This is a genomic window from Pseudomonas sp. DWP2-2, from assembly GCF_049897065.1.
GTDB classification, from domain to species: Bacteria; Pseudomonadota; Gammaproteobacteria; order Pseudomonadales; family Pseudomonadaceae; genus Aquipseudomonas; species Aquipseudomonas paracarnis.
Genome location: NZ_JAFCVN010000009.1, coordinates 63,518 through 81,693, shown reverse-complemented (window position 1 = coordinate 81,693; position 18,176 = coordinate 63,518). Strand labels below are relative to the sequence as shown.

Below are 18,176 nucleotides of genomic sequence, written 5' to 3'. Positions count from 1 at the left end.
TAGGACATATGTAACGTCATATGTCGTCGTACAACTGCGGGTTTTATAGCGAGACGCCCGCGCAGTGTCAATCGCAAAGATTGCCGCTTATCCAGGAATTACGTGAATTCGAAAAATGTCAGTGCTGTGCAGTTGTAGGACGACAAACCCTGAGCACTAGGCTGGGCGCTTGACCGGGGACATCATCCAGCAGGCCAAAGCGTTGCATGCCGAGCTTCTCCAATACGCGGATCGACGCAGCATGATCGGGCCGCACTAACCCGAAGACTTCCGGTAGCGATAGCGTGTCGAACGCGAGCGCCAGGGCGTCACGACCCAGCTCAGTGGCATACCCCTGCCCCCAGGCCTCCACGGCCAGACGATAGCCAAGGTTGATGCGCCGCTGCGTCAGGTAATTAAGGGGCGCGATGCCGCCAAACCCGATGATGTGGTCGGGGGTCTCTTTGCGGGCAATCGCCCACCAGCCGTAGCTCTGGGAAGCCCATTGTTCCAGCCAGTGATCCAATAGCCGCTGTGCCGCCCCCAGGTTGGGCAGCGGGCCGGCAGGATTGAACAGGTTGGTCCGTGGATCGCCGAAGATCGCGAACAATCGCTGAACGTCTGCGGGTCGTGGTTGGCGGTAGGTAAGGCGTGAATGACTGCTTGGCATTTAAATGACTTCCCTGTTTTGCCTGACTGACAATGCCTCCCCTTGTGGGAGCGGGCTTGCCCGCGAAAGCGGAGTGCCAGTCACTGAATCTTTAACTGAACCACCGCTTTCGCAGGCAAGCCAGCTCCCACATTTGATCTGTTTTGCCGGTAGCTATGCATCGGCCTTCAGAACCAGGCATTTTTACCCATGCGAGAAAAAATACACAAAGCGGTGAATTATTTCGTGTCCACTTGTATCTGAACTGACAGAGCGGTGCCATCGTAGCGATGGCACCTCCCCTGTTCAGCTTTTGAGTGGCCCGCATGAAACTACGTAAAAAACGCGTCAAACCCATCGGATTGAAAGACATCACCATTGTCGACGACAACAAGATGCGCAAGGCGATCACCGCCGCCGCACTTGGCAATGCCATGGAATGGTTCGACTTTGGCGTCTATGGCTTTGTCGCCTATGTGCTGGGCAAGGTGTTCTTCCCCGACGCTTCCCCCAGCGTGCAGATGATCGCAGCACTGGCCACCTTCTCCGTACCTTTCCTGATTCGCCCGCTGGGCGGCCTGTTCTTCGGCGCACTGGGCGATAAGTACGGGCGGCAAAAAGTCCTGGCCGCCACCATCGTGATCATGTCCTTGAGCACCTTTGCCATCGGCTTGATCCCCGGCTATGCCTCCATTGGCATCTGGGCCCCGATCCTGTTGCTGCTGTGCAAAATGGCCCAGGGTTTCTCGGTGGGCGGCGAGTACACCGGCGCGTCGATTTTCGTGGCTGAGTACGCCCCGGACCGCAAGCGCGGATTCCTTGGCAGCTGGCTGGACTTCGGCTCCATCGCCGGTTTCGTGCTCGGCGCGGGTGTAGTGGTGTTGATCTCCACCGTGCTCGGTGAAGCCGAATTCGAGGCCTGGGGCTGGCGCCTGCCGTTCTTCCTCGCCCTGCCCCTGGGCATCATCGGCCTGTACCTGCGCCACGCGCTGGAAGAAACCCCGGCGTTTCAACAGCATGTCGACAAACTCGAACAGGGTGACCGCGAAGGCCTGAGCCACGGCCCTAAAGTCTCGTTCAAGGAAATCGCCACCAAGCACTGGCGCAGCCTGCTGACCTGCATCGGTATCGTCGCGGCCACCAACGTGACCTACTACATGCTGCTCACCTACATGCCGAGCTACCTGTCCCACAACCTGCACTATGCCGAAAACAGCGGCGTGCTGATCATCATCGCGATTATGGTCGGTATGTTGTTCGTGCAGCCGTTCATTGGTTTCGTCAGCGACAAGATCGGCCGCAAGCCCTTCATCATCGCCGGCAGCATTGGCCTGCTGTTCCTGTCGATCCCGGCCTTCATGCTGATCACCAGTGGCAAGACCGGCCTGATTTTCGGCGGCCTGTTGATTCTGGCGGTGGTGCTGAACTTCTTTATCGGCGTGATGGCGTCGACCTTGCCAGCAATGTTCCCCACCCATCTGCGCTACAGCGCCCTGGCCAGTGCGTTCAACGTCTCGGTACTGATCGCCGGTGTTACGCCGACCGCCGTGGCCTGGCTGGTGGAGAGCACCAACGACCTGTACATGCCCGCCTATTACCTGATGGTGTTTGCAGTGGTTGGACTGATCACGGGCCTGACCATGAAGGAAACCGCCAACAAGCCCCTGCGTGGCGCGGCCCCGGCGGCTTCCGACATGGAAGAAGCCAAGGAGCTGCTGCAGGAGCATCACGACAATATCGAGCAGAAAATCGAAGACATCGATGCCGAGATTGCCGCGCTGCAAACCAAGCGGGAAAACCTGGTACAGCAACACCCGCGCATCAACTAATAACCTGACTGTGCGTGGTCGCGGCCTGCGACCACGCCATTGGAGCGTTCAGCATGGTTTCAAGCGTCACCGCCGCACACAGGTTACTCAGCGCAGACGAGCGCGCCGCCATTGCCGAAATTGAAGCAACCACCAACATCCTCAAGCTGGTCACTCGTCTGACCGGGATGAGATTCGCCGGCATCGCCAAGTTCACCGACCAGGAATGGGTGGTGTGTTCGGCCTACGACCCGCTGCAAATGGGCATCAACGTCGACGACGTACTCGACCTTGAAACCACCCTGTGCAGTGAGTTCTGCATCAACCCACACACCCTGTTCATCCCCCAGATCAGCCAGAACGGCCGTTTCGCGTCACGCCCGGTGGTCAAGCAATACGCCATCGAAAGCTACGCCGGCGCGCCGATCTTCCTGCCCGATGGCCGCCTGTTCGGGGCGCTGTGTGCGCTGGACTCACGGGCCATGCTGTTCGACGACCCGAACCTGCCGGAAACCCTGAGCCTGTTCGCACGGCTGATTGGCTGCATCTTCTACGCTAATCTGACCCCGGCGGATCACTGACACCCGCCCGGCCCCGCAGTGTTGCCATATCACGCTTGGGCGGCACCCCGAACAGCCGGCTGTACTCACGGCTGAATTGCGACGGGCTCTCATACCCGACTTTGAACGCGGCACTGGAGACATCCTGGTGCTCGTTCAACATCAATCGTCGTGCTTCATTCAGACGCAGCCATTTCTGGTATTGCAGCGGGCTCATCGCGGTCAGTTGCCGGAAGTGATGGTGAAAGGTCGCCGCGCTCATTTGCACCCGCGCTGCCAGCTCTTCCACACGCAGGGCTGCGTCGAAATTCAACTTCAGCCAGTCGATCGCCTTGGCAATTCGATAGCCCTGTCCGTCCACCGAGCAGATCTGGCGCAGTCGGCCGGCCTGGTCGCTTTTCAATAGCCGGTAATGAATCTCGCGCTGGATCAATGGCGCGAGTACCGGAATAGCCTCGGGTTCATCCAGCAACGCCACCAGGCGCGCGAATGCGGCCAGCATGCCGTCGGTGACCGTGCCGATCCCCACGCCCTTCATGACCGCACGCTCACGCACCGGTGGCAAGCCACCCTGGGCGATCAGCTCCGCGAGCATGCGCAGGTCCAGCTTGAACGTCAGCCCCAGGCACGGTTGCTCAGGGCTGGCCGCCAGCACCTCGGAATTGGCCGGAATGTCCAGCGACGTCACCAGGAACCGGGAAGTGTCGTAGGGGTAGCCCTCGCCACCGACCCACAACTGCTTCTCGCCCTGGGCCACCAGCACGATGCACGGCTCAACCATGCACACCACCGGCGCAGCGGGTTGCTCACGCCGATAAAAGCCCAGGCCGGGGATCGGCATGGCGTAGTCGCCGGGCGACGGCGTGCGCGAACCAATCGACTGGATCAGCGCGTTCAATGGGGTGGGAGTGGATGTCATGACAGCCCCTTTCAATGCTTCATTGCACTTTACCCGCGCAAGTCATGGGCGTCGTCATCTGGCACTGAAACTCAGAGGATCAGGCAAGTAATCCACTCAAATGCACTACAGAAGCCCTACCGTCACCCGGAAAATGTGCTGACACTTCACGAGGAACACCCCTATGAAACGCCTCTTGCTCGCCCTGGGTTTGTTGGTGACTTCTCTTTCTTCATTTGGAGCCGATATGTCTAACGGTGCGGATAACTTCTACAGCAGCGACACAGTGACGGCCGAACCTGTCACCTTCAACAATCAATACGGCATGCAGGTCGCAGGCACGCTGTTCGTGCCCAAGCACCTTGCCCCAGGCTCAAAGCACGCAGCCCTTGTCGTCGGCCACCCGATGGGCGCCGTCAAAGAGCAAAGCGCCAACCTCTACGCCACCAAAATGGCTGAACAGGGTTTCGTGACCCTGTCCCTGGACCTGTCGTTCTGGGGCCAAAGCGCCGGCACACCACGCAACGCGGTGTTGCCCGACCTCTACGTGGAAGACTTCAGCGCCGCCGTGGACTTTCTCGGCACTCGCCCACAGGTCGACCGGGAACGCATCGGTGCCATCGGCATTTGTGGCAGCGGCAGTTTTGTGATCAGTGCTGCGAAGATCGATCCGCGTCTCAAGGCAATCGCCACCGTCAGCATGTACGACATGGGCGCGGCCAACCGCAATGGCCTCAAGCACGGCATGACCTTGCAACAGCGCCAGCAGATCCTGCGCCAGGCCGCCAACCAGCGCTATGTAGAGTTCCAGGGCGGCGAGACCCTCTACACCGGTGGCACGCCGCAGAGCCTCACGGGCGACCTGGTCGGCGACGAGTTCTACGACTTCTACCGCACCCCCCGCGGCGAAGTCACCCCGGCAGGCGCCTCATCGCAGACCACCACCCGGCCGACGCTCACCAGTAACGTCAAGTTCATGAACTTCTACCCCTTCAACGATATCGAGACGATCTCGCCGCGCCCACTGCTGCTGATTACCGGGGCCAACGCGCACTCCCGTGAATTCAGTGAAGACGCCTATCAACGCGCCGCCGAGCCCAAGCAATTGCTGATCATCCCCAACGCCGGCCATGTAGACCTGTACGACCGCGTCGAACTGATCCCGTTTGACACGCTCACCACCTTCTTCCAGAGCCACTTGCAGTGAGTTCCGTTACCCCTCAACCGCAACGCTGGGGCGCGGTGCTGGCGATGTCGCTCGCGGCGTTTGCCTTGGTCGCCTCCGAGTTCATGCCGGTCAGCCTGCTCACACCGCTGGCCGCTGACTTGCACATCACTGAAGGCCAGGCCGGCCAGGGCATTTCCGTGTCCGGGGTGTTTGCCTTGCTCACCAGCCTGGTGATCGCGGCGGTTGCCGCGCGGATGGATCGCAAGCGCCTGCTGATGGCCCTGACCCTGCTGATGATCGTCTCTGGCAGCGTGGTGGCGTTCGCACCGAATTACGCGGTGTTCATGCTCGGGCGCGCGTTGATTGGAGTGGCGATTGGCGGCTTCTGGTCACTGTCGGCGGCCACGGCAATGCGCCTGGTCGAGCCCGCCCAAGTGCCACGGGCCTTGGCCATCGTCAACGGTGGCAACGCCCTGGCGACGGTGATCGCGGCGCCGCTGGGCAGCTTTCTTGGCGGCCTGATTGGCTGGCGCGGCGCATTCTTTTGCGTGGTGCCAGTGGCCGTGATTGCGCTGGCCTGGCTGTGGCTGAGCTTACCGGCGCTCAAGCACAGCGGCACGGCGGCCACCGGCAATGCGCTGCGCCTGCTGAAAAACTCCAAGGTGGCCTTGGGCATGTGCGCCGTCAGCCTGTTCTTCATGGGCCAGTTCATGCTGTTCACTTACTTGCGGCCATTCCTGGAAGGCGTGACCCGGGTCGAGGTGTCCACCCTGTCGCTGATGCTGCTGGTGCTCGGCCTGGCCGGCCTGGCGGGTACGGTGTTGATTGAGCATTTGCTCAAGCGTCACCTGTACCCGACGCTGATTGCCATTCCGTTGATCATGGCCGGCATTGCCCTTGCTCTGGTGGGGTTCGGCGGTTCAGCGATTGTCACCACCCTGCTGTTGGGCTGCTGGGGCCTGGTAGCGACAGCTGCACCGGTTGGCTGGTGGACATGGCTGGCACGCACCTTGCCCGACGACGCTGAGTCCGGCGGGGGGTTGATGGTCGCCATCATCCAGTTGGCGATTGCCGCCGGTGCCACCGTCGGTGGCGTGGCATTCGACTTGAGCGGCTACCGGGCCACCTTCGAGTTGAGCGCCGCCTTGCTGGTAGTCGCCACGCTGCTGGCTTACCTGGCATCCCGCCGCCCTGCTCATGCGCGCATGGCGAGCGACGCTATTTGAAAAAATGACTCGGCGTTTTGCCAAACTGTTTCTTGAACATGCTGGTAAAAGCGCTGGGGCTTTCGTAGCCCAATTCAAACGCCACATCAATGATCTTCTCCCCCACCGCAATGCGCTCCAGCGCCAGCAGCAACCGCGCCTGCTGGCGCCATTGGCCGAAGGTCATGCCGGTTTCCTTACGGAACAGGCGCTGGATGGTGGTCTGGTCCAATCCCAACCGCGCACTCCAGTCGGCCACGGTGGAGGCATCACTCGGTTCATCCTGCAACGCCAGGCAGATCGGGCTCAGGCGCGGGTCCGCAGGCTGCGGCAAAGACAGCGGCAAAGCCGGCAGGATAGCCAGTTCATCAAGAATCAGGTGCATGATCCTCGCGTCGCGTGAATCCTCGGCATACGGCGGTTTCAGGCTCACCGAGGCCTTGATAAGTTCACTCAGCAACGGCGAGACCGTCACCGTCTTGGGCTCGGCCGGCAGGTTGGGGAAGCTGTCCGGGCGCACGAACACGCTGCGCATCTTCAGCGTACCCACGCAACGCAGTGAGTGAACTTGACCGCAAGGCATCCAGAAGCCACGATTGGGCGGCACCGTCCATTGCCTCAGGGCCGAGTACACCACCATCACACCGCCAATGGCGTACAGCAGTTGGTGCTTGTTGTGGCTGTGTTCGGGGATCACCCAGTTTTCGGGGTAATCGGTGGCCGAACTGATGACGGCCCAGTCGCCCTCATCGATCTCTCGCAGAAATTTATCCAGTGATTTGATCATTTCGCCCTTTTTGCGATGGTTTCTGCCCGAATTGCGCGAGACAGGCATTGGCGCCGAATCTAGCATAAACGCCGAGTCCAGATGGAGTGGCGGTTCACATCACCGCCGCCCGCCTCCACGCCTGTCAGCTGCCTTGTACGGAATGCCCGCATGTCCACAGTCACAGCGTCACCCGCCGCACCTTCGACCAGCCCGCAAGTAAGCCCCTTAGTCATGCGCGTCTTGGGCGCCTGTGCCCTGGCGCACCTGATCAATGACTTGATCCAGGCTGTGCTGCCATCGATCTACCCGATGCTCAAGGCCAACTACGGCCTGAGCTTCACCCAGGTCGGCCTGATCACCCTGACCTTCCAGTTGACCGCCTCCCTGCTGCAACCGTGGATCGGCTACCACACCGACCGCCACCCCAAACCCTGGTTATTACCAGCGGGCATGGTGTGCACCTTGATCGGCATCCTGATGCTGGCATTTGTCGGCAACTTCCCGGCGATATTGCTCGCGGCGGCGCTGGTGGGTGTGGGCTCATCGACCTTCCACCCGGAAACCTCCCGCGTCGCACGCCTGGCTTCCGGTGGGCGCTACGGCCTGGCGCAATCGACCTTCCAGGTCGGCGGCAACACCGGCAGCGCTTTCGGCCCGCTGCTGGCGGCGGCGATCATCATTCCCTACGGCCAAAGCCACATTGCCTGGTTCGGCCTGTTTGCGGTGTTCGCCATCCTGGTGCTGTACGGCTTGAGCCGCTGGTACCGCCACCACCTCAACCTGTTCAAGCTCAAGCAAGGCAGCCAGGCGACCCACGGTTTGTCCAAAGGCCGCGTGACCTTCGCCCTGGTGGTATTGGCTGTGCTGGTGTTTTCCAAATACTGGTACATGACCAGCCTGACCAGTTACTTCACGTTCTACCTGATCGAGAAATTCCAGCTGTCGGTAGCCAGCTCGCAGATGTACCTGTTCCTGTTCCTCGGCGCAGTGGCCGTGGGCACCTTCGCCGGCGGCCCGATCGGCGACAAGATCGGCCGCAAGAAAGTCATCTGGTTCTCGATCCTCGGCGCCGCACCGTTCACCCTGGCCCTGCCCTACGTCGACCTGTTCTGGACCGCCGTACTCAGCGTGGTCATCGGCTTTATCATCGCCTCGGCGTTCTCGGCCATCGTGGTGTTTGCCCAGGAACTGGTGCCGGGCAATGTGGGCATGATCGCCGGGATATTCTTCGGCCTGATGTTCGGCTTCAGCGGGATCGGCGCGGCGCTGCTCGGGATGCTCGCTGACCATCACGGCATCGAATACGTGTACAAGCTGTGCTCGTTCCTGCCGCTGGTGGGTATCCTCACGGTACTGTTGCCGTCGACCAAAGGCGTTTGATCGATCACGTCGACCCATAGCCGTAGTTATCTACAACTTTGGGGCGACGCGGGACCTGTGGCGAGGGAGCTTGCTCCCGTGACGGCCTGCCAGCCGACGCATATTTATCTGACACCACTAGATCCAAATGTGGGAGCTGGCTTGCCTGCGATGGCGGCCTGCTAGCCGAAGCCTATCTACCTGACACCCCCACGATCCAGATGTGGGTGGCTTGCCTGCGATGACCATAGGTATCGACACAATTCCGTAGCGCTCAACGGTAACCACGATGCGAAGCGAGCCGCTCTTGATCTGCTATGGATATGTCCACAATCCAACTGTGTTGACTGCCAGGCCGCCTTCGCGAGCAAGCCAGCTCCCACTTTGGACGTCGTGCGTCAGGTAGATCAGCGTCGCTGGCAGGTCGTCACGGGAGCAACAAGCCTCACTTCATGGCCCGGCGAGAAAATCCATTAACCACGATATAGAGCAAAGGCCCTACCGACACAAACACTGCCGTCAGTAAAAAATACGGCAGCACTGAGGCCATCGACCGCCCTCGCCCACGCGCATCCCGGTACATCCACACACACGCCAGCACCGCCATCAGATACAGGTCAATCACCACCTGCGCCGTATCGGGCCGGGACATCAGTTCCCATCCAAATGCCAACAGTGATTGCTCGGCCGTGAGCATCGTCGCCACCGTATAGAGGGTAAACCCGAGCAAGGCAGCCAGGGCGATATAAGGTCTGTGCATGGTCTCTTCCTTGAAGTGCAACGTTAATCAACGCGGCCACCTTAGCGATAAAGGGCGGCCACTCGCAATGTTGCTGACGCCTTGCTTGGTGATGTCGTTCCCGCCGCCTACACGAAGTATGCCGCGCTGGTTTTGTGAAATATCTGTACGTAGACTGCCGCCATACCCCCACTTGAAGGCGGCGAAAAAAACGTGATGCAAGTTACTGAAGTCTCCATTGCCCAATTGCGCGCTGCGCTTGAAGCCGGCCAGACCACGGCAGTTGAACTGGTGCAGGCGTACCTGGCGCGGATCGATGCCTACGATGGCCCGCAGACGGCCACTGCACTGAACGCCGTGGTGGTACGCAACCCCGATGCGCTCAAAGAAGCCCAGGCGTCCGATGCGCGCCGTGCCAAGGGGCAAACCCTGGGGCCGCTGGATGGCATTCCTTACACCGCCAAGGACAGTTACCTGGTCAAGGGGTTGACGGCTGCATCCGGCAGCCCGGCGTTTGCCAAGCTGGTGGCCCAGCGCGATGCCTTCACCATTGAGCGTCTGCGTGCCGGTGGCGCTATCTGCCTGGGCAAGACCAACATGCCGCCGATGGCCAATGGCGGTATGCAGCGTGGCGTGTACGGTCGCGCCGAAAGCCCCTACAACGCCGACTACCTCACCGCGCCGTTTGCGTCGGGTTCCTCCAACGGCGCTGGTACCGCCACCGCCGCCAGCTTTGCCGCGTTCGGGCTGGCTGAAGAAACCTGGTCCAGCGGTCGCGGCCCGGCCTCCAATAATGGCTTGTGTGCCTACACGCCGTCCCGTGGCGTGATTTCGGTGCGCGGCAACTGGCCACTGACCCCGACCATGGACGTGGTGGTGCCTTATGCTCGCACCATGGCCGACCTGCTGGAAGTGCTCGACGTCGTGGTGGCCGAAGACCCGGACACACGTGGTGACCTGTGGCGCCTGCAACCCTGGGTGCCGATCCCCAGCGTCACCTCGGTGCGCCCGGTGTCCTACGCCGCGCTGGCAGTCGACAGCGAAAACCTGGCCGGCAAGCGCTTTGGCGTGCCGCGCATGTACATCAACGCCGACCCGGATGCTGGCACCAGCGAAAAACCGGGTATCGGCGGCCCGACCGGACAAAAGATCCACACCCGCGCCACGGTGATCGAACTGTGGCAAGCCGCGCGCCAGGCATTGGAAGCGGCGGGTGCCGAAGTGATCGAAGTGGATTTCCCGCTGGTGTCCAACTGCGAAGGCGACCGCCCCGGCGCGCCGACGGTGTTTACCCGTGGCCTGGTCTCTAAAGAGTTCCTCCACGACGAGTTGTGGGAGCTGTCTGCATGGGCCTTCGATGATTTCCTGCGTGCCAACGGCGACCCGCACCTGAACCGCCTGGCCGATGTGGACGGGCCGAACATCTTCCCCCACGACCCCGGCACCCTGCCCAACCGTGAAGACGACCTGGCCGCCGGCATGGACGAATACGTGCGCATGGCCCAACGCGGCATCACGCCATGGGACCAGATCAGCACCGTGCCCGATGGCCTGTGCGGCCTGGAGCAAACCCGGCGCCTGGACCTGGAAGACTGGATGGACACCCTCGGGCTCGACGCCGTGCTGTTCCCCACCGTGGCCGACGTAGGCCCGGCGGATGCCGATGTGAACGAAGCGTCTGCCGACATTGCCTGGAGCAACGGCGTGTGGGTGGCCAACGGCAACCTCGCCATCCGCCACCTGGGCGTGCCCACCGTCACCGTGCCGATGGGGGTGATGGCAGACATCGGCATGCCGGTGGGGCTGACCTTCGCCGGGCGTGCCTATGACGATTCGGCGCTGTTGCGCTTTGCCTCGGCGTTCGAAGCCACCGGCAGCAAACGGATGATCCCGCCGCGTACGCCACCGCTGGCGGCTATCTAGCTGGGCTCCTCACTCAAATGCGGGCTTGCTGTGGGCGAGCAAGCTTGCTTGCGCTGGGGTGCGTAGCGCCCCCAAAAAGCCGGCTCCAGCTGCGCTATCGAGCGGGAGCAAGCTCCCTCGCCACAGCAAGCCCGCTCCCACAGTTTTTGTTCATATTTCAGTTCAAACACCGTGGTGCGAGGACCGAAGCACCTCGTTGCGACGTTGCCACTCCTCCACCACATCCCCCAAAGTCTTGGGTGCGCCGTTACGAATCCACGCCATGAATGGACGGTTGAACTTGAACGCCGGGCCACACTGCTCAAGCATAAAGCGGCGCACGTTCTGGGTGTTTTTATAGCTAGGGGTGACGGCTGTAGCGCGGGTGATGACGTCGCTGTGCCAGTCAAAATCCATGATGTACCTCGGCTGCGCGGATGGTGATGAACACTCTAGCGCCTCCTCACCTCAAGCTCCTGCAAAATTTCACTTTCCTTCCGCCTTGAGAATATTGCATGGTTGTACGACGACATACCTCGTCGTATTTCTTAACAACAATAAGGAAATACCCATGTCCAACTTCAAAGTGCTGATCGGATTTCTGTGCCTCTTCTCCGGCTACGTCGCCGCCGCGCCCGGCGCCGCCGAGAAGGATGTAGCCCAGGCAGTCGATCAATTGACCCAAGCCATGCTGCATCTGGACCTCAAGCAGCTTCATGCACTGACGTCCGACAAGCTCACCTACGGCCACTCCAGCGGCAAGGTGCAAAACAAGGCGCAATTCATTGCCGACCTGGAAACCCATACCAGCGCATTCAAAACCCTGGAGATGCAAAACCAGACCATCACTCTCAACGGCGATACCGCTCTGGTGCGCAACCACTTCCACGCCTTGGCAGTGAACAGCGGTGTGGACACACCAACCGATATCGACAACTTTCAGGTTTGGCAAAAACAGCACGGCCAATGGCTGCTGATTGGGCGCCAGGCTTACAAGTACTGAGCAAACCTCACCACGCCACCACCTTACGCACCGTCACCAGCGCCTCACGCAGCGCCGCCATCGGCACCGAACCCAGGGCCAGGCGCAGCGCGTGGGGCACCTGGGCCGAGACCGCGAACGGTTCGGCGGTTGAAACCGAGATGCCCGCGCGCTGCAAGGTCATGGCGACCTGATCGGCGCGGGCGTCTTCCGCCAACGGTAGCCACAGAAAGTAGGATGACGGATGGCTGATGGTCTTCACCCCTCTCAGCACCTGCGCCGCCAACGCTTGACGGGCCTGGGCATCCGCACGCTTTTGCGCCTCCAGTTGCGCCACCGTGCCGTCCTCGAGCCAGCCCACCGCAATCGCGCTCATCACCCCCGGCACGTTCCAGGTAGTGGCCATGATCGTGCGTTCCAACCCGCTTACCCACGCCATAGGCGCAGCGATAAAGCCCACGCGCAAACCGGTGGCGACACTTTTGGACAACCCGCCGATGTACACCGTGCGCTCCGGTGCAAGAGTTGCCAAAGGCGGCGGCGCTTCTTCGGCGAGAAACGCATAGGCGCCATCCTCGATGATCATCAGGTTGTGCTGCCGGGCGATTGCCACCAAGCGCTCGCGCTGCTCCAGGCTCATCACCCAGCCCAGCGGGTTATGCAGGGTCGGCATGCTGTACACCGCTCGCACCGGGCGCTGGCGACACAGGCTGTGCAGGTGGTCAAGATCAGGGCCGTTGGCTGTGACTGGGATGGCGACCAGTTCCAGGTGCAGGGTTTCGGCCAGTACCTTAAACCCCGAATAGGTCAGCGCATCCACCGCGACCACATCCCCAGGCTTGAGCAAGGTCATCATGCTCACCGCCAGGCCATGCTGGGCGCCGCTGACCACCAGCACCTGCTCGGCTTGCACCGTCAACCCTCGGTTCAACAAGTGCCGGGCCACGGCGGCGCGCTCGTGCACACGCCCGGCATGGGGCTGGTAGCGCAGCAGCGCCTCCAGGTCGCCAGACAGGGCGAGTTGGCGCAACGCCGTGCGCAGCAGCTCGGCCTGGCCCGGCAAAGACGGATAGTTGAAATTCAGGTCAAGCAAACCCGCCGCAACCGTCATCTGCCCACTGCCCTGCCCCGGTGGCAAGGCAATCTCACGTACGAAGGTGCCGCGCCCGGTTTCGCCACTGACCAGGCCCATGGCTTCCAGCTCGCTGTACACCCGGCTGGCGGTGACCAGTGCCAGGCCATGCTCGGCGGCCAATTGGCGATGGGTAGGCAACCGCGTGCCGGGCTGCAATTGGCCGCTGCGGATGGCCTCGGCGAAGGTATCGACCAGCGTCTTGTAGCGAGCACGGGGCATAGGGCTGTATCCATGACAATTTTTTGATTGTCTTAATCTTCAATCCTAGGATGCCCAGCACGCAACTGCCATTTTCGGACAGGTCCCCCATGGAACGCACTTCTCCTCTCGGCACTCTGGACAGCAGCACCCAGGGTTGGATCAACGGTTTTATCGGTGTGGTGATTTTCAGCGGCTCGCTGCCAGCCACGCGCCTGGCGGTCATGGAATTCGATCCGGTGTTCCTGACCATGATCCGCGCCACTCTCGCGGCGCTACTGGGGTTGTGCCTATTGGGGGTATTCAAGGAAAGACGCCCCACGCGCCAGCAATGGGCACCGCTGGTTATCGTCGCGCTTGGCGTGGTGATCGGCTTTCCACTGCTGACGGCCCTGGCCCTGCAGTACGTGACCTCGGCCCACTCCATCGTCTTTATCGGCCTGCTGCCACTGGCTACGGCGGTGTTCGGTGTGCTGCGCGGCGGTGAACGGCCGAGGCCGGTGTTCTGGTTGTTTTCGATCCTGGGCAGCCTGTTGGTGATGGGATATGCCGTTGCCCAAGGCTTGAGCGCCGCACCCGCGGGCGATGTGTTGATGCTGTTGGCCGTGCTGGCATGCGGCCTGGGGTATGCCGAAGGCGCCAAGCTGTCGCGCAGCCTGGGCGGCTGGCAGGTGATCTGCTGGGCGCTGGTGGTGTCGCTGCCGGTGGTGGCGCCCTTGAGCCTGTTGTTGGCGCCGTCTACCCTCAGCGGTATCAGCTTGCCGGCCTGGTTGAGCCTGGGCTACGTGGCGGTGTTCAGCATGTTGATCGGCTTTGTATTCTGGTACCGCGGCCTGGCCCAGGGCGGGATTGCCGCGGTCGGCCAGTTGCAGTTGCTGCAACCGTTCTTCGGCCTGGCGCTGGCAGCGGGTTTGCTGCATGAACAGGTCAGCCTGGGCATGGTGCTGGTGACGGTGGCGGTGATCGGCTGCGTGGCCGGGGCGAAGAAGTTTGCTCGCTAACCCCTGGCCTGCTAAATAGAAGCGTCGCCCAAACAACAACAAGGACTCTGCATGCACAGCGCTTCTCTCCAGGACACCACGGCGCCGGAAGGCATCTGCTACGGCTGCGGCAGCAGCAACCCTCATGGCCTGCACATCAAGAGCCGCTGGGATGACGATGGCGTACACGTCATTGCCGAGCATCAACCCGAGGCCAAATACAGCGGCTGGCCAGACCTGGTCTACGGTGGCCTGATCGCCATGCTGGTGGACTGCCATTCCAACTGGACCGCCATGGCCTACCACTACCGCGCCGAACAGCGTGAACCCGGCAGCCTGCCGCGCATCGACTGCGTCACCGGTAACCTGGGGATCAAATTCATCAAGCCCACGCCCATGGGTGTGCCCCTGGTCCTGCGGGCGCGGGTCGAAGGCGAAATCGGTCGCAAAAGCCGGGTGGTCTGCGAAGTGTATGCAGGCAGCGTGCTCACCGCCGTCGGCGACTCGGTGTTCGTGCGCGTCGACACCGGGCAACTGGCCGCCGCCGCCCATGGCCGCGAGGTTTGATCCTGGTCTACAGTGACGGCAACCGCTAATCGAGGACTGCACCGATGACTCGTCTGACCGCGAAAGACTTTGCTCCCGAACTGCTGGAACTCTACGACGGCTATGCCCACGGCAAGATCAACCGCCGCGAATTTCTCGACCGCGCCGCGCTGTTCACCCTCGGTGGCCTCACCGCTTCGGCATTGCTCGCGGCCCTGAGCCCCAATTACGCCCTGGCCGAACAGGTGAAATTCACCGACCCGGATATCGTCGCCGACTACATCACCTACCCCTCGCCCAAAGGCAACGGCACCGTGCGCGGCTATCTGGTGCGCCCAGCCAAGGCGGCAGGCAAGCTGCCAGCCGTGGTGGTGGTGCATGAAAACCGGGGCCTGAACCCCTATATCGAAGACGTCGCCCGACGCCTGGCCAAGGCCGGCTTTATCGCCCTGGCCCCCGACGGCCTGACCTCGGTGGGCGGCTACCCTGGCAATGATGAAAAAGGCGTCGCCCTGCAGCAGACCGTCGACCCGACCAAACTGATGAACGACTTCTTCGCCGCCATCGAGTGGCTGATGCAGCACGACAGCAGCACGGGCAAAGTCGGCATCACCGGGTTCTGTTACGGCGGTGGCGTGACCAATGCAGCGGCGGTGGCCTACCCGGAACTGGGCGCGGCAGTGTCGTTCTACGGGCGCCAACCCGACGCCAAGGACGTGCCGCGTATCAAGGCGCCGATCATGTTGCATTTCGGTGAGCTGGATACACGCATCAATGAAGGCTGGCCGGCGTATGAACAGGCATTGAAGGCCGCGGGGACGAGGTATGAGGCGTTTATCTACAAGGGCGCCAATCACGGTTTTCATAATGATTCGACACCGCGCTATGACGAAGCAGCGGCGAACCTTGCCTGGGAACGCACCCTGGGATGGTTCCGCCAATACCTGATGTAGGAGCGAGCTTGCTCGCGAAAAACGACAACGATAACGCGGGCGTCCTGGATAGACGCGGCGCCTGGGAGTTTTTCGCGAGCAAGCTCGCTCCTACATAAATGAGGGCCTGCCTCCCCAAATGTTATCCAACACTTGCCTGCAACCACCCTTTGAACGCCAACATCGCGGGTGTCTCAGCCCGCGACTGCAAGCGCGTCAACCAATAGCTGCCGGTGGTGATCCCCACCTCGAACGGCTGGCGGATCACATCGTTCTCCAATTGCCGTGAAAACATCAGGGCTGGCGCCAGTGCTACGCCAGTCGCTTGCAGCGCGGCCTCCATCATCGCCAGCGAAGAGTCGAACACCACGCTGCGCGGCACCCGTGTATCGCTGGGCAAACCGGCGGCCTGGAACCACAGGTTCCACTCATCGGCACGGTAGGAACGCAGCAAGGTGTGCTTCAGTACGTCAGCCGGGCTGTGCAGTTGTTCGGCAATCTGCGGCACGCACAACACCGTCAGCGGTGCCTCAAGCAAGGGGCAGGCGTCGGTGCCGTGCCACGCGCCGGCGCCAAAGCGGATGGCATAATCCAGGCCCTCGGCAGCGACATCCACGCGATTGTTGTGGGTGGACAAGCGCAAGTCGATCAACGGGTAGCGGCTGTGAAAATCCGCCAGGCGTGGCAACAACCAGCCCACCGCAAAGGTACCGACCGCCCCCACCGTCAGGACTTCACGGTAATGGCCGCCTTCAAACTGATCCAAGGTCAGGGCAATTCGGTCGAAGGCGTCACGCAGCACGGGCAGCAGGGATTCGCCTTCGCTGGTGAGCATCAAGCCCCGTGGCAGGCGCTTGAACAGCGTGACGTTGAGTTGCGCTTCGAGACTTTTGACCTGATGACTGACTGCCGCCTGGGTCACGCACAGCTCAATGGCCGCACGGGTAAAGCTCAAATGGCGCGCCGACGCTTCGAAAGCGCGCAACGCATTGAGCGGCAGGTGGGAACGCAACATGGCTTGACCCAATTTTTTCTAATGGCAGGTGCGAGATATCATCGTTTGCCGGCGCCCGGAAATCCACCTACATTTGCCACGCCTGCGCAGGTTCCGATCGTCATTGCCTTATTTACATGGAAGCGAACCATGAAACACACCCTGAAAAAATATGCGGTTTCAGCCTTGTTGCTCGGCGCCGGCAGCTGCATGGCAGCCACCGATATGCGCCAGGTCGTGGACAGCCACGTCACCCTTCTGATGAAACAGCAAGGCATCCCGGGCCTGACGGTCGCGGTCGTCCAACACGGCAAGGTGCAATACTTTAACTACGGCGTCGCCGCCAAAGACACCCAGGCACCCGTCACCGAAAACACCCTGTTCGAAATCGGCTCAGTGAGCAAAACCTTCAACGCCACCCTCGGCGGGTATGCCCAGGCCATCGGCAAGCTCAAGCTGTCGGACATGACCAGCCAACATCTGCCCGTCCTGGCTGGCAGCGCGTTCGATCGCATCAGCCTGCTGCAACTGGCCACTTATACCGCCGGCGGCCTGACGCTGCAGTTTCCGGATGCCGCCGACAGTGCAACCACCATGATGGATTACTTCCAGCATTGGAAACCCACTTATGCGCCGGGGGAACAACGCCTTTACTCCAACCCCAGCATTGGCCTGTTCGGTTACGTGACCGCAAAAAGCCTGGGCCAGCCGTTCACCGTCGCCATGGAAAAAACCCTGCTGCCCAAGCTGGGCTTGACCAATACCTATACTCGCGTCCCCGCCGACAAGGCTGGCCAATACGCCCAGGGCTATGACAGCCAGCAGAAACCGGTACGCGTCAACCCTGGCGCCCTGGACTTCGAAGCCTATGGCCTCAAGAGCAGCAGCCAGGACCTGGCCCGCTACGTGATCGCGAACATGCACCCGCAAACCCTGGAACAACCGGTGCAACAGGCCATTGCCACCAGTCACGCCGGCTATTACACCGTCAACGGCATGACCCAGGGGCTGGGCTGGGAACGCTACCCCTACCCCATCGGCCTGCAAGCGTTACTGGACGGCAACTCCACACCGATGGCGATGGAGCCGCACAAGGTCACCTGGTTGACACCCGCCCAGGCCGAGCCGGCCAACGTGCTGTACAACAAAACCGGGTCCACTGGCGGCTTTGGTGCTTACGTGGCGTACGTGCCAAGCAAGGACATGGGGGTGGTGATCCTGGCGAACCGGAACTACCCGAATGCCGAAAGGGTGAAAGTAGCGCACGCGATCTTGAGTGCGATGGACCAATAAGGCCGCCATCGCAGGCAAGCCAGCTCCCACATTTGGATCGCGGCGCGTCAGTTAGATCAGCGTCCGCCGTTGGGTAGTCA

18 protein-coding genes are annotated in these 18,176 nt (G+C 61.5%); 11 read left to right on the top strand and 7 right to left on the bottom strand.

What is annotated here, in order from left to right; genetic code table 11:
- Positions 1-118: 118 nt before the first annotated feature.
- Positions 119-649 carry a GNAT family N-acetyltransferase gene (locus ACP7CZ_RS19465; protein ID WP_236455722.1) on the bottom strand — a complete coding sequence of 177 codons (531 nt, stop codon included), beginning with the start codon at positions 647-649 and terminating at the stop codon, positions 119-121.
- A 305-nt stretch (positions 650-954) separates the two neighbouring features.
- On the opposite strand from ACP7CZ_RS19465, the gene proP reads away from it, so the two are divergent.
- Positions 955-2,457: a glycine betaine/L-proline transporter ProP gene (gene proP, locus ACP7CZ_RS19460; protein ID WP_014718644.1), complete on the top strand. Its 1,503-nt coding sequence runs from the start codon at positions 955-957 to the stop codon at positions 2,455-2,457.
- A gap of 53 nt (positions 2,458-2,510) precedes the next feature.
- Positions 2,511-3,017 carry a GAF domain-containing protein gene (locus ACP7CZ_RS19455; RefSeq protein WP_020302594.1) on the top strand — a complete coding sequence of 169 codons (507 nt, stop codon included), beginning with the start codon at positions 2,511-2,513 and terminating at the stop codon, positions 3,015-3,017.
- Here ACP7CZ_RS19455 and ACP7CZ_RS19450 read toward each other — a convergent pair.
- Positions 2,992-3,915 (bottom strand): AraC family transcriptional regulator, encoded by a 924-nt coding sequence (locus ACP7CZ_RS19450; RefSeq protein ID WP_057975769.1) that lies wholly within the window; start codon positions 3,913-3,915, stop codon positions 2,992-2,994. The genes ACP7CZ_RS19455 and ACP7CZ_RS19450 overlap by 26 nt on opposite strands.
- Positions 3,916-4,078: 163 nt before the next feature.
- On the opposite strand from ACP7CZ_RS19450, the gene ACP7CZ_RS19445 reads away from it, so the two are divergent.
- The gene (locus tag ACP7CZ_RS19445; RefSeq protein ID WP_054897346.1) at positions 4,079-5,101 is read left to right on the top strand and encodes an alpha/beta hydrolase; all 1,023 of its coding nucleotides are present in this window, start codon (positions 4,079-4,081) and stop codon (positions 5,099-5,101) included.
- Positions 5,098-6,288, top strand: coding sequence for an MFS transporter (locus tag ACP7CZ_RS19440; protein WP_294204235.1), 1,191 nt, complete (start codon positions 5,098-5,100; stop codon positions 6,286-6,288). Before ACP7CZ_RS19445 ends, ACP7CZ_RS19440 begins: the two co-directional genes overlap by 4 nt.
- On the opposite strand, the gene ACP7CZ_RS19435 is transcribed toward ACP7CZ_RS19440, so the two are convergent.
- On the bottom strand, positions 6,281-7,102 hold the full coding sequence (locus ACP7CZ_RS19435) for an AraC family transcriptional regulator (protein ID WP_014718649.1): 822 nt from the start codon (positions 7,100-7,102) through the stop codon (positions 6,281-6,283). The two genes, ACP7CZ_RS19440 and ACP7CZ_RS19435, sit on opposite strands and share 8 nt — an antisense overlap.
- A gap of 102 nt (positions 7,103-7,204) precedes the next feature.
- Here ACP7CZ_RS19435 and ACP7CZ_RS19430 point away from each other — a divergent pair, with 102 nt between their 5' ends.
- Entirely contained in the window at positions 7,205-8,416 is a 1,212-nt protein-coding gene (locus ACP7CZ_RS19430) for an MFS transporter (protein ID WP_003190861.1), read from the top strand.
- A gap of 424 nt (positions 8,417-8,840) precedes the next feature.
- On the opposite strand, the gene ACP7CZ_RS19425 is transcribed toward ACP7CZ_RS19430, so the two are convergent.
- Complete coding sequence (locus ACP7CZ_RS19425; protein WP_259284356.1) at positions 8,841-9,155, bottom strand: DUF2834 domain-containing protein; 315 nt, start codon at positions 9,153-9,155, stop codon at positions 8,841-8,843.
- A 192-nt stretch (positions 9,156-9,347) separates the two neighbouring features.
- Here ACP7CZ_RS19425 and ACP7CZ_RS19420 point away from each other — a divergent pair, with 192 nt between their 5' ends.
- A complete protein-coding gene (locus ACP7CZ_RS19420) occupies positions 9,348-11,057 on the top strand; it encodes an amidase (RefSeq protein WP_054897343.1) in 1,710 nt (569 codons plus the stop codon).
- A 162-nt stretch (positions 11,058-11,219) separates the two neighbouring features.
- On the opposite strand, the gene ACP7CZ_RS19415 is transcribed toward ACP7CZ_RS19420, so the two are convergent.
- Positions 11,220-11,453, bottom strand: a complete 234-nt coding sequence (locus ACP7CZ_RS19415) for a DUF6434 domain-containing protein (RefSeq protein WP_259284357.1) — start codon at positions 11,451-11,453, stop codon at positions 11,220-11,222.
- A gap of 154 nt (positions 11,454-11,607) precedes the next feature.
- Between ACP7CZ_RS19415 and ACP7CZ_RS19410 the strand changes: the two genes are divergently transcribed.
- Positions 11,608-12,039: a nuclear transport factor 2 family protein gene (locus ACP7CZ_RS19410; protein WP_003190851.1), complete on the top strand. Its 432-nt coding sequence runs from the start codon at positions 11,608-11,610 to the stop codon at positions 12,037-12,039.
- Positions 12,040-12,046: 7 nt separating this feature from the next.
- Here the strand turns inward: ACP7CZ_RS19410 and ACP7CZ_RS19405 are convergent, their stop codons facing one another.
- A complete protein-coding gene (locus ACP7CZ_RS19405; RefSeq protein WP_294204232.1) occupies positions 12,047-13,372 on the bottom strand; it encodes a PLP-dependent aminotransferase family protein in 1,326 nt (441 codons plus the stop codon).
- 89 nt (positions 13,373-13,461) lie between these two features.
- Between ACP7CZ_RS19405 and ACP7CZ_RS19400 the strand changes: the two genes are divergently transcribed.
- Genes ACP7CZ_RS19400 through yghX form a run of 3 tightly spaced genes read left to right on the top strand, consistent with a single transcriptional unit; the run spans position 13,462 to position 15,830 of the window.
- Positions 13,462-14,352, top strand: a complete 891-nt coding sequence (locus ACP7CZ_RS19400) for a DMT family transporter (RefSeq protein WP_054921353.1) — start codon at positions 13,462-13,464, stop codon at positions 14,350-14,352.
- Between the two features lie 51 nt (positions 14,353-14,403).
- Positions 14,404-14,898, top strand: a complete 495-nt coding sequence (locus ACP7CZ_RS19395; RefSeq protein ID WP_054897340.1) for a PaaI family thioesterase — start codon at positions 14,404-14,406, stop codon at positions 14,896-14,898.
- Between the two features lie 44 nt (positions 14,899-14,942).
- Entirely contained in the window at positions 14,943-15,830 is an 888-nt protein-coding gene (gene yghX, locus ACP7CZ_RS19390) for a YghX family hydrolase (RefSeq protein ID WP_054897339.1), read from the top strand.
- Between the two features lie 121 nt (positions 15,831-15,951).
- Here yghX and ACP7CZ_RS19385 read toward each other — a convergent pair whose 3' ends face one another.
- Entirely contained in the window at positions 15,952-16,824 is an 873-nt protein-coding gene (locus ACP7CZ_RS19385) for a LysR family transcriptional regulator (protein WP_054921348.1), read from the bottom strand.
- Between the two features lie 129 nt (positions 16,825-16,953).
- Here ACP7CZ_RS19385 and ampC point away from each other — a divergent pair, with 129 nt between their 5' ends.
- A complete protein-coding gene (ampC, locus tag ACP7CZ_RS19380; RefSeq protein WP_294204228.1) occupies positions 16,954-18,096 on the top strand; it encodes a class C beta-lactamase in 1,143 nt (380 codons plus the stop codon).
- The last annotated feature ends 80 nt before the right edge of the window (positions 18,097-18,176 follow it).